The following is an 11,103-nucleotide window of genomic DNA, read 5'->3' as shown; positions in this document are numbered from 1 at the left end:
AATCGTAAGCGGTTTAATAAAGTGTGATTTATTCTAATCCAGCGCGGCGGAACAATGTATCGATTTGATTTAAATGGTGATTCTCGTTGAAACACTCATCAAGTTCTTCTTTCGATAATAAGCCAGTAATCTTGCTATCTTGCTCAACTAGCTCACGGAATGGCGTCTTCGTTGCCCATGATTCCATCGCTTTCGGTTGAACTGTATCGTATGCTTCTTCACGAACCATACCTTTATCGATTAACGTAAGCATGACGCGTTGTGAATAGATTAAGCCGAATGTCTTCTCCATATTTGCTTTCATGTTATCTTCGTAAACTGTTAAGTTATCGATGATGTTCGTGAAACGATTTAACATGTAGTCTAACGCAATCGTTACGTCCGGTAACATAATACGTTCAGCAGATGAATGTGAAATATCACGTTCATGCCATAATGGTACATTTTCGTAAGCTGTTGTTAAGTAGCCACGAATAACACGTGCGATACCTGTAACATTCTCTGAACCGATTGGATTACGCTTATGCGGCATTGCAGAAGATCCTTTTTGACCTTTAGCAAATGCTTCTTCAACTTCACGTGTTTCAGTCTTTTGGAGACCACGTACTTCTACTGCAAACTTCTCAATTGATGTAGCAATTAAGCTTAATGTAGCAATGTAGTAAGCATGACGGTCACGTTGCAGCGTCTGCGTTGAAATTTCAGCATATCCTAATCCTAAATTCTCACAAACATAGCTTTCAATTTCAGGTGGAATGTTTGCAAACGTACCTACTGCGCCACTCATCTTACCAACTTCGATTTCTTTACGCACTTCTTTAAAACGCTTTAAGTTACGCTGCATTTCCATGTACCATAACGCCATCTTTAAACCGAATGTTGTCGGTTCAGCATGTACACCGTGCGTTCTACCCATCATGAGTGTTGTTTTATGCTTTAATGCTTTTTGTTTTAATACTTCGATGAACCTTTCAAGATCTTTCTCGATAATGTCATTCGCTTGTTTAATCACATAGCTTAACGCTGTATCCACTACATCTGTACTCGTTAAACCGTAGTGCACCCATTTCTTCTCTTCTCCTAATGTTTCAGATACTTGACGTGTAAAAGCAACAACGTCATGACGTGTTTCCATCTCAATTTCTTTTGCGCGTTCAACATCAACACGAGCATTCTGACGGATTAACTTCACATCTTCTTTAGGGATATATCCTAATTCTGCCCAAGCTTCACTTGCAAGTATCTCAACTTCTAACCAAGCCTCAAATCTGTTTTGTTCCGTCCAGATGTTTGACATCTCTTCTCTTGAATAACGTTCAATCATGAATAGATTCCTCCGTAAATGTTTTATCTTAATCAGTATAACAAACTTTTAAAATTCCGTACATTTTTTATTTATTCATTTATAAAGTTCGTGTATTTTATGCTACACCTTCTATTTTAACAGATATTTCGATGAGATAAAATTCTCATTAAAAAAAACGGCCCTGAACGGACCGATTTTCATTATTGAATCTTTTTACCAGTAAAAATAATCTGTTCTTTATACACTTCTATTTCACCTTTTTCATTTTCACGAAAAATTGGCTTTTGAAATCTTTTTACTGGTGCATAACCTGCTTGCTTCATGCGTTCTAAACATTGTGTAATTGTTTCATTGTCTTTAACTTCAAACTTCATCTGTATCATACGCCTTTAACTTTTTACTGCGCACACCTTTAACCCAGAATCCACCATGAATATTCTTAGGCTCATATGCAATGATAAATGCTTTCGGATCAAGCTGCTTCACTGTGTCCATTAATTTAAGTTCAAAACGACGTGGGGTTAAAATTTGCATTACAAGACGATCACCATCACGGCCATGTGCTGCATAGTGCGTTACACCGTAACCTAGGTCACGCAAAGTTTTCGGAATTTCCTTATCATATTCCGCAGTCGTCACATTGATAACGATATAGCCTAATGCAATCATTTCTTCAATCTTCATCCCTACAATAATCCCTGCACCAAATCCTAATGCATAAGCGATGATGTTTTCTATCTTATCTAGACCATTCATTACCATACCTAATCCTACGATATAGACAAGTACTTCTAATACTGAAACAAAGGCTGCGAGATATCTATAACCTTTAAGTGTCAGAATCATACGCATCGTTAAGAACGATACATAAAAAATATTGATAACAAATATTAATAGCACGGTAATCCATGGGTTATCTATTGCCGGCACTGTAATCCCCCCTATAAAAAATCATTCTTAAATTCTACTACTGAAGATAAGGGTTTGCAATGGTAATTTATTTTATGAGTTCCTCGATTGAATAACGTGTGATCGGAAGCATACGCTTATGCTGAGTTTTTATATAATGACTTTCTATCTTTTCTCGAGACTCAGCATCTACTGTCTTACCTTCAAGGTAGTCATCGATTGCTTCATAAGTCAAACCGAGTGCGACTTCGTCAGGCAATTGTGGTTTATCTTCTTCCAGGTCAGCTGTCGGAACTTTTTCATATAGATGAACCGGACAACCTAAATACTTCAGGATAGATTTACCTTGACGCTTATTTAAGCCGGCAAGGGGGAATATGTCGGCTCCGCCATCTCCAAATTTCGTGTAGAACCCTGTAATACTTTCTGCTGCATGATCTGTTCCGATAACTATGCCTTCCGTTGCAGCGGCGATCGAGTACTGTGCCTTCATACGTTCACGTGCTTTTTCATTACCTTTTTGGAAATCTGTTAACGTAATTTCTGCTCTTTTCAATGTTTCAATACTAGCATCTACAGCTTTTTTAATATTAATCGTAATTACTTTGTCAGGTTGAATAAAAGCTATTGCATCTTCGCAATCCTGTTCGTCTTTTTGAACACCGTATGGTAATCGCACTGCAATAAATTCGATATCGCGCTCTGACTTGAGTTCATCCACCGCCATCTGGCAAAGCTTACCGCAAAGTGTTGAATCCTGTCCTCCTGAAATTCCAAGCACTAGTGATTTTATAAAAGGATAGCGCTGAACATATGTCTTGATAAAGTCAATGATTTCACGCGTTTCTTCTCCGGCATCAATGGATGGCTTTGTCTTTAATATTTCAATAATTTGTTGTTGGAGCATCTATTTCACTTCTTTCACCTTATTGGAAACTTCATAAATTTCCTGATTTTTATTTTCCCAGCATAATAAGCTCAGATCTACTGGATACTCTTCGGGATTCAAATAACGAATCGCCTCTTCCCACAGAAGATTCAAATTATCCTGTAAGTACTTACGTGACACTTCCAGTGACGGCACTTCATATACAAGTTTTCCACCTACAAAGATGTCCTGATGCAAGTCTCTCGCAGTAAAATCATTGATCCACTTTTGCTTATACGTATGAATCGGATGGAACATCTTTAATGGTTTCTCTTTAGAGGGATCTTCAAAGTCCAGTGTAATATAATCTCCTTCAGACTTATTTGTCTGATTGTTGATAATACGATATACCTTCTTCTTACCAGGAGTCGTCACCTTTTCTGCATTATTTGAAATTTTGATACGATCTTCTAGTTGCCCTGCTTTATTCTCTATTGCAACAAGTTTGTATACTGCACCAAGTGCCGGCTGATCGAATGCTGTAATGAGTTTCGTACCGATACCCCACGCTGTAATCTTAGCCCCTTGCTGTTTGAGTGCAATAATCGTTTCTTCGTCTAGATCATTAGATGCAAATATTTTAGCATCAGGAAAACCTGCTTCATCGAGCATGCGACGTGCTTCCTTTGAAAGATATGCTAAGTCACCTGAGTCAAGGCGAATTCCGACGAAATTAATCTTATCGCCTAACTCTTTAGCAACACGAATAGCATTCGGCATACCTGATTTCAGTGTATGGAAAGTATCCACCAGGAACACACAGTTTTTATGACGTTCTGCATATTTCTTAAACGCCACATACTCATCATCATAGGCTTGAACCATCGCATGTGCGTGTGTTCCGGCAACCGGAATACCGAACAATTTGCCCGCACGCACATTACTTGTTGAGTCAAACCCCGCGATATACGCTGCACGTGTTCCCCAGATTGCTGCATCTAATTCCTGAGCACGGCGTGTTCCGAACTCCATGACGATTTCATCGCCAACAACCTGTTTAATACGGCTTGCCTTCGTTGCAATCAATACTTGGAAGTTGACGATGTTCAATATCGCTGTCTCAAGTAGCTGCGCCTGAATTAAAGGTGCTTCTATTCGTAATAACGGCTCATTGTTGAAACATACTTCCCCTTCCTGCATCGCACGGATATTACCTGTAAACTTCAAATCCTTCAAATAAGATAAATAGTCCTCTTTGTAGCCGAGAGTCTTCAAATATGCGATATCTGTTTCTGAGAACTTGAAACCTTTCACATACTCTATCACGCGTTCAAGACCTGCAAACACTGCATATCCATTATCAAACGGCATGCTACGAAAATAGACATCAAATACTGCAGTCTGCTCATGAATACCATCATTCCAGTATGTTTCTCCCATATTAATCTGGTATAGATCTGTGTGTAACATCAAGCTATCATCTTGGTAGTTGTACATCCTCTTCTCCCCTATTCAATAAGCTCATATTAATTTCATATTACCATAGTGAATTCATTTAGGCATCGCTTTAACATTCTGTTACAATTAATGCAAGGAGGCATCATATGTTCAAGAAAAATTTCATCATTTTATCTATCATCGTATCAATTTCCGGCATGACTCAAGGGATGCTGTTGCCACTCATCGCGATTATCTTCGAGCACGATAATGTATCGACATTCGTCAACGGACTTCATGCCTCATCCATATACATCGGCGTCTTTTTAGCCTCATTATTCTTAGAAGGATTACTCAGAAAGTTCGGTTATAAGAACCTTATTATTATAGGAGGAGCCATCATATTCTTGTCGCTCGGACTCTTTCCGATACTTAAGAATATGACGATCTGGTTCATATTAAGATTGCTTGTCGGGGTGGGGGATAATATGCTGCACTTCTCAACGCAATCATGGCTTACAGAATCAACACCGAGACATAAACTCGGACGTATCATTTCCATTTATGGTCTTAGTTTTTCAGCAGGTTTTATGGTCGGACCGTTATTATCTAAACTGTATGACATACATGAAGCACTGCCTTTTGTTGCAAGCAGTTTACTCACGTTATGTGCCTGCAGTTTAATATTATTACTGAAAAACCAGTATCCTGAAGTTCAGACCTCGAACATTTCACTAAAGAACACAACTGCAAACTTCGGCAAGGTGATGAAGACGAGCTGGGTCGCATTCTTATTCCCTATGATGTATGGTGTGCTGGAAGCATGTTTAAACAGCAATTTCCCGGTGTTCGCCATGAAAAATGGCGTCGATGTAAACTTAATCATCTTAATCATTCCTGCGTATAGTTTAGGTGCGATTCTGTTTCAAATACCCCTAGGTATGATTTCAGATAAAGTAAATCGTAATGTGCTGTTATCCATCGTGACATTTATCGGTGCGTGTATCTTTATATTATGTCAATTCTTTACAAGTAATGGTTATGTATTACTCGCTCTTTTCTTTATCGCCGGAATTTTTATCGGGTCACTTTATTCACTAGGCGTGACATTGATGACAGAAATCACACCGAAAGTACTCTTGCCAGCAGGAAATTTAATGTGCGGGCTCATATTCAGTGTCGGTAGTATTACAGGACCGATTATCGGCGGGATGACGATTCAGTTCTCGCACAACACACAATTTTTCAGCTTTATTGCTGTCATACTCCTACTCATCAGTATGGCTACAATTTATGATTACAGAAAACGACTGACAATTAGAAATGAGGGATGACATGGTCATCAATGAAGCAAAAGCTTTCATTACACAATTCTATAAAGAACAGTGCTTCAGCGAACAATTAATGAAAGCACGTATTAAAGAAGTAGAAAGAGAAATAGAAGAAACAGGTACATATACACATACATTTGAAGAACTGGAATACGGCGCACGCGTTGCATGGCGTAACAGCAATCGCTGTATCGGCAGACTATTCTGGGATAAGTTGAAAGTTATAGATAACAGACATATTGAAAGTGAAGCAGCATTTATCGAAGCAATCGAACATCATATTGATAGCGCAACGAACGATGGAATGATCATACCGACAATTACAATATTTGCTGATGCAAATAAACAGCGAATAAACCTCTATAACGACCAGCTCATCCGTTATAGTGATGACCCGATTGTGCGTGAGACGAAAGCACTCATCGAACATACAGGGTATACAAATTTCGGTAAGTTCTTACCTCTTCTGTATTCGATTGATGGCACATTTAAGACATATGAAATCAACCCGGACATCATTAAAGAAGTTACTATCACACACCCGGAACACGAAGCATTCAATCAATTAAATCTCGCATGGTATGCGGTACCGATTATTTCAAGTATGGACTTAAAAATTGGCGGAATCACATACCCGCTAGTTCCATTTAATGGTTGGTATATGGAAAGCGAAATCGCAAGCAGGAACTTCCTCGATGACTACCGTTATGACAAGATGAAAGAAATCGCAGAAGCATTCGGATTCGATACGACGACAACAACAAGTTACTGGAGAGACAGAACCGTTGTAGAGATGAACTATGCGGTATATCACTCATTCAAACAGCACGGTGTCTCAATTGTGGATCACTATACCGCAAGTAGACAATTCGCACGCTTCGAACAAAATGAAGCGGACGAAGGCAGAAGTGTAACGGGAGACTGGACTTGGCTCATACCACCGATCTCTCCATCAATCGTGCACAACTTCCATAAAGGTTATAAGAATATATACAACACCCCGAATTTCTATTACAAGAAAAAGGTTGGCAAATGCCCTTTCAGTACGTAGAGAACAATAAAAGATAGCGAGAAACAATCGTTTCTCACTATCTTTTTACTTTTTTCCTCGTGTCTAAACGCTCGTGTCACGACCTTTGATTAACGGCGTGTCACGACCTACTTCTCCCCTACATTCTCTGATGCGACTTCAATCACATCAAAGAAGTCATCCACTTCTTCTTTTTTAATATTTTTCAAGTTTTTATTCTGTGCACAGACAACGTGGGTTGCGTGTCCTATTTTCACAGAGCATGCGTCGTTTTCAAAGTCATTGTCGACGATATAGATATCTTTATTTTTAGTTCCTTCATAGCTTTGGAAGAGTATTGCATGTTTTTCTTTAATGCCTTTAAATGTGTTTCGTCTAATAACTGTAAGCTCTCCCGCTGCTCCTTTATGCACATGACCGGTTAAGTCTGTCGTATACTTACCACTTTTTGTTGAACGGTATCGAATACCGCCTGCACAGTCGATAAATTCATTGTCGTGAATATGCAGTACTTTTGATTTTAGGAATGTCAGTGCATAGTCACCCATGCCTTCGAATATATTATTTCGCACTGTTATGTTTTCATAGTAAACTTCGTGATGACTCGCATGTGAGCCAATCGCACGGTTCCATGGTTTCATTAAGGGATCTCCAGAGTTTCCGAAATAGCAATTTTCGATAATAACATTTTTCGTCGGCGTTGCATCGTATGCACCAAACTTTGGAAACGAGTCTTTCAGCTGCAGGTCAATCTGAATCGCTTCACTGAACGCACGCGCTCCACTGTCATCGCGAAATCCGAGAAACTTACATCCTGTTACTTTAAATCCGTCAAGGCCGCACGCATCGATGGCATGTCCTTGTACAACGTTTTTGAATGTAACGTCTTTAATCGTTATTTCTCGCGCATGCCCAAGCGACATAATCGTGTTGTTAAAGTTCAGCACGTGTCCGTTCTGGTTGAATGTGCCTCCTTCAATTGTAATGAAACTGTTGCCATCATATCCTTTAAACTGATCACCTTTATTCCCATTCTTAAGCAGCGCAAACGGACTCATCCTGATAATTTCTGCATCTTTATGCAGATGTAAGTGCGTATGTTTATAAATAACAAGTTCCTTTGATATGTAATACTTACCTTCTGGAACATATATTTTTACGGGTTGTTGCTTTGCTATATTAAGTGCGCGCTGAAATCCTATCGTATCAAAGATAATATTTTTACCTTTTGCGCCATAATTTAACACGTTTACTTTTTTCAATAATTCCACCTACATCTCTTTTATATTATAATGTTGAGTATACCCGTTTTACGTAAATTATGTTAAGGAGTGATTGTTTTGAAGGATGCTTTAATTATTGTAGATTATTCGTATGACTTCGTTGCGCTTAATGGTAAATTGACTTGTGGTGAGCCCGCAATCACTTTAGAATCATCACTTGCTTCTAAGTGGGAACACTATGTGAATGCCGGAAAACCGGTATATGTGCTGATGGATTTACATTTTGAAAATGATATACATCACCCCGAATCGAAACTCTTCCCGCCACATAACATTGAAGGTACGGATGGCAGAAAGCTATATGGAAAGCTTGATGCGTTATATCAAAGAGATGAAGAGAAGGACAATGTCTACTGGTTAGACAAACGTCGTTATAGCGCATTCAGTGGTACACCATTACATCAGCTGCTTACAGAACGTCATATTAACAATATTGAGCTCGCTGGCGTATGTACAGATATTTGTGTATTACATACTGCAATGGACGGTTATAACTTAGGTTATGAAATGTACGTTGACGAACGTGCAGTTGCATCGTTTAACCCCATCGGTCATACGTATGCGCTAGAACATTTCAAAAATGTACTGGGCATGACTGTAGATAGCGAATAACAATCGTGATAAACTAATAACAAACATGATTAAAGGAGAAGAACTATGACAATTTTAACATTCGGACATCAAAATCCAGATACAGATACTATTACTTCAGCTTTAGTAATGGCTGATTTGCAAAAAGCTTTAGGTAAAGATATCGAAGCTGTACGTTTAGGTGATATTAACGGTGAAACTGAATATGCATTAAACAAATTCGGCGTAGAAGCACCAAGATTAATCGAGAGTCTAGACAAAGAAGAAGTTATTTTAGTTGACCATAACGAATTCCAGCAATCAGCACTGGGAATTGAAGAAGCAACAATCTTAATGGTAGTAGACCACCACCGTATTGCGAACTTTGAAACTGCTGGTCCACTTCACTACCGTGCTGAGCCCGTAGGATGCACTGCAACGATCTTACATAAGATGTATAAAGAAAGCGATGTAGAAATCAAACCTGAAATCGCTGGTTTAATGCTTTCTGCAATCATCTCAGATACTTTATTATTCAAGTCTCCAACTTGTACAGATGAAGATGTAAAAGCAGCTGAAGCGTTAGCAGAGATCGCGAATATCGACCTCCAGTCATACGGCCTTGAAATGTTAAAAGCAGGTGCATCTACGAAAGACAAAACTGCTGAGGAATTATTAAACATCGATGCGAAGTCATTTGCGATGGGAAATCACGAAGTACGCGTAGCACAAGTTAACACTGTTGATATCGACGAAGTACTCGCACGTCAAGATGAATTAGAACAAGCAATCAACGCTGAAACTGCACAAGAAGGCTATGCATTATTCGTTCTTGTAGTCACTGATATCTTAAACTCAAACTCTAAAGTTTTAGCACTAGGACAACAACAGCCTGCAGTAGAGAAAGCGTTTAACGTAGCACTTGATCAAAACACAGCATTATTAGAAGGCGTTGTGTCTCGTAAGAAACAAGTTGTACCACAATTAACTGCAGCACTTACTGAATAAGGAGTGATAATGATGGAAATATTACAAGGAAATAATAAGTTCTATGTTGGTAATGAAGCCTCACCTGACGCTGAAATTACGTTCCAGCCCTCAGGCGATGCGATTGTAATTGATCACACATATACAGACCCTAAGTTGCGTGGACAAGGTATCGCGAAACAGCTTGTTGAACGTGCAGTAGATTACGCGCGCGAGCATAACTTGAAGGTTGTACCACTCTGCCCTTATGCACGTGTCGTAATGGAAAGAGACCCTGAGATGCAGTCACTCATTAAATAACACAAAAGCGCGATTCGTAAATACGAATCGCGCTTTCGATTTGAAAGAATGAAAAAATGGTATGCATTTATTATAAACTGAATTATCTGAATAATCAATATTATTTTTGTATCTTTATTAAAATAATAAATCCATCTGTGCTTTTAGTTCATCAATTAACTGCATCGTCATACGTGATGTCTTATTGCTCATATCATCCTGCTGCGCAGTGACACATTTAATAAAATGCTCAATCTCATATTGCATCGGCTGACCATCACAGCTAAATGTCTCTATGACTTCGCCACTGCGCTTCATTTTTACGATTTGAGAGGGTGCGGAGATTTTATCTATAGTAATAATACCTTCTTCTCCTATGATTTCTGAAGGCTGGTGGCTGTCGATAATTTTTGAGAAGCTTAATAACGCTGTCATATCATGATAGTTACAAATTACGGTTCCTTGACAATCTGCACCAGTCGATAAAATTTTCCCAGTTGACTGCACGCTTTTAGGATAGCCAAATAAATCAACGAGCGGGCTGATTGTGTACACACCAAGATCCATCAATGCACCATTTCCAAGTTCGGGTTTAAAGGCATTTTCGATGATTCCTTCCTTGTACTTATCATATCGTGATGAATATTGGTTATAATGAAAGTTAACACGTCTAATCGTGCCAATCTCTTCAATCCATGATTTTAGTTTTAAATAGGCAGGAGAATAGATACTTTTCATGGCTTCCATAAAGTATACGCCATTATTCTCTTGTGCCTGCACCATTAGATTGAAGTTCTTTAAAGAAGTTGTTATTGGCTTTTCGCATAGCACATGCTTTTTATGATTCATTGCTTGAATCGCCTGTTGATGATGGAGTATATTGGGGGTAGCGATATATACGGCATCGAGTGCTTCATCTTCTAGAAATGCATCAAAGTTATCAGTAAAGTTCGGAATATGATGGCGCTCGCTAAACATCTCTGCTTTATCCAGCGTTCTAGAATACACGCTATGGAGTTCGAATCCATCCGTCACTTTGCCCGCTTTGATAAAACGATCCGTTATCCAGTTCGTTCCGATAATTCCAAATTTCATAGTAACAC

At 38.9% G+C, this 11,103-nt stretch carries 12 protein-coding genes; 5 read left to right on the top strand and 7 right to left on the bottom strand.

Annotated features, from left to right (window positions below):
• Positions 1-28: 28 nt before the first annotated feature.
• The 5 genes from purB to QNJ52_RS09815 all read right to left on the bottom strand — a co-directional run bounded on the left by purB (position 29) and on the right by QNJ52_RS09815 (position 4,580).
• On the bottom strand, positions 29-1,324 hold the full coding sequence (gene purB, locus QNJ52_RS09835) for an adenylosuccinate lyase (RefSeq protein WP_283722462.1): 1,296 nt from the start codon (positions 1,322-1,324) through the stop codon (positions 29-31).
• A gap of 182 nt (positions 1,325-1,506) precedes the next feature.
• Positions 1,507-1,680: an NETI motif-containing protein gene (locus QNJ52_RS09830; RefSeq protein ID WP_099483455.1), complete on the bottom strand. Its 174-nt coding sequence runs from the start codon at positions 1,678-1,680 to the stop codon at positions 1,507-1,509.
• Complete coding sequence (locus QNJ52_RS09825; RefSeq protein ID WP_096075896.1) at positions 1,670-2,236, bottom strand: DUF2179 domain-containing protein; 567 nt, start codon at positions 2,234-2,236, stop codon at positions 1,670-1,672. Before QNJ52_RS09825 ends, QNJ52_RS09830 begins: the two co-directional genes overlap by 11 nt.
• Positions 2,237-2,303: 67 nt before the next feature.
• Positions 2,304-3,122 carry an ammonia-dependent NAD(+) synthetase gene (nadE, locus tag QNJ52_RS09820; RefSeq protein ID WP_283722461.1) on the bottom strand — a complete coding sequence of 273 codons (819 nt, stop codon included), beginning with the start codon at positions 3,120-3,122 and terminating at the stop codon, positions 2,304-2,306.
• Positions 3,123-4,580, bottom strand: a complete 1,458-nt coding sequence (locus QNJ52_RS09815) for a nicotinate phosphoribosyltransferase (protein ID WP_219493039.1) — start codon at positions 4,578-4,580, stop codon at positions 3,123-3,125.
• A 107-nt stretch (positions 4,581-4,687) separates the two neighbouring features.
• Here QNJ52_RS09815 and QNJ52_RS09810 point away from each other — a divergent pair, with 107 nt between their 5' ends.
• The gene (locus tag QNJ52_RS09810) at positions 4,688-5,854 is read left to right on the top strand and encodes an MFS transporter (RefSeq protein ID WP_120786004.1); all 1,167 of its coding nucleotides are present in this window, start codon (positions 4,688-4,690) and stop codon (positions 5,852-5,854) included.
• A gap of 1 nt (position 5,855) precedes the next feature.
• Positions 5,856-6,902 carry a nitric oxide synthase oxygenase gene (locus QNJ52_RS09805; protein ID WP_120786003.1) on the top strand — a complete coding sequence of 349 codons (1,047 nt, stop codon included), beginning with the start codon at positions 5,856-5,858 and terminating at the stop codon, positions 6,900-6,902.
• Between the two features lie 107 nt (positions 6,903-7,009).
• Here QNJ52_RS09805 and QNJ52_RS09800 read toward each other — a convergent pair whose 3' ends face one another.
• Positions 7,010-8,152: a glycosyl hydrolase family 28-related protein gene (locus tag QNJ52_RS09800; protein WP_283722460.1), complete on the bottom strand. Its 1,143-nt coding sequence runs from the start codon at positions 8,150-8,152 to the stop codon at positions 7,010-7,012.
• Between the two features lie 69 nt (positions 8,153-8,221).
• Between QNJ52_RS09800 and QNJ52_RS09795 the strand changes: the two genes are divergently transcribed.
• From QNJ52_RS09795 to QNJ52_RS09785, 3 genes are read left to right on the top strand one after another with little or no spacing between them, the layout of a single operon-like run.
• Positions 8,222-8,776, top strand: a complete 555-nt coding sequence (locus tag QNJ52_RS09795) for a cysteine hydrolase family protein (RefSeq protein ID WP_283722458.1) — start codon at positions 8,222-8,224, stop codon at positions 8,774-8,776.
• A gap of 45 nt (positions 8,777-8,821) precedes the next feature.
• On the top strand, positions 8,822-9,742 hold the full coding sequence (locus QNJ52_RS09790) for a manganese-dependent inorganic pyrophosphatase (RefSeq protein ID WP_283722457.1): 921 nt from the start codon (positions 8,822-8,824) through the stop codon (positions 9,740-9,742).
• A 12-nt stretch (positions 9,743-9,754) separates the two neighbouring features.
• Positions 9,755-10,021, top strand: coding sequence for a GNAT family N-acetyltransferase (locus QNJ52_RS09785; protein ID WP_331466782.1), 267 nt, complete (start codon positions 9,755-9,757; stop codon positions 10,019-10,021).
• A 117-nt stretch (positions 10,022-10,138) separates the two neighbouring features.
• Here the strand turns inward: QNJ52_RS09785 and QNJ52_RS09780 are convergent, their stop codons facing one another.
• A complete protein-coding gene (locus QNJ52_RS09780; RefSeq protein WP_283722456.1) occupies positions 10,139-11,095 on the bottom strand; it encodes a Gfo/Idh/MocA family protein in 957 nt (318 codons plus the stop codon).
• Positions 11,096-11,103: the final 8 nt, after the last annotated feature.

Origin of the sequence: Macrococcus sp. S115 (genome assembly GCF_030067655.1) — a bacterium.
Classification (GTDB): Bacteria; Bacillota; Bacilli; order Staphylococcales; family Staphylococcaceae; genus Macrococcoides; species Macrococcoides psychrotolerans.
Note: the sequence above shows the minus strand (reverse complement) of the source record. Positions and strands in the feature narration are given on the sequence as shown.

What these genes read in the sequence shown, in the direction of transcription:
- purB (WP_283722462.1), bottom strand. Translation starts at nt 1,324, where the DNA reads ATGATTGAACGTTATTCAAGAGAAGAGATGTCAAACATCTGGACGGAA.
- QNJ52_RS09830 (WP_099483455.1), bottom strand. Translation starts at nt 1,680, where the DNA reads ATGAAGTTTGAAGTTAAAGACAATGAAACAATTACACAATGTTTAGAA.
- nadE (WP_283722461.1), bottom strand. Translation starts at nt 3,122, where the DNA reads ATGCTCCAACAACAAATTATTGAAATATTAAAGACAAAGCCATCCATT.
- QNJ52_RS09815 (WP_219493039.1), bottom strand. Translation starts at nt 4,580, where the DNA reads ATGTACAACTACCAAGATGATAGCTTGATGTTACACACAGATCTATAC.
- QNJ52_RS09810 (WP_120786004.1), top strand. Translation starts at nt 4,688, where the DNA reads ATGTTCAAGAAAAATTTCATCATTTTATCTATCATCGTATCAATTTCC.
- QNJ52_RS09805 (WP_120786003.1), top strand. Translation starts at nt 5,856, where the DNA reads ATGGTCATCAATGAAGCAAAAGCTTTCATTACACAATTCTATAAAGAA.
- QNJ52_RS09790 (WP_283722457.1), top strand. Translation starts at nt 8,822, where the DNA reads ATGACAATTTTAACATTCGGACATCAAAATCCAGATACAGATACTATT.
- QNJ52_RS09785 (WP_331466782.1), top strand. Translation starts at nt 9,755, where the DNA reads ATGGAAATATTACAAGGAAATAATAAGTTCTATGTTGGTAATGAAGCC.
- QNJ52_RS09780 (WP_283722456.1), bottom strand. Translation starts at nt 11,095, where the DNA reads ATGAAATTTGGAATTATCGGAACGAACTGGATAACGGATCGTTTTATC.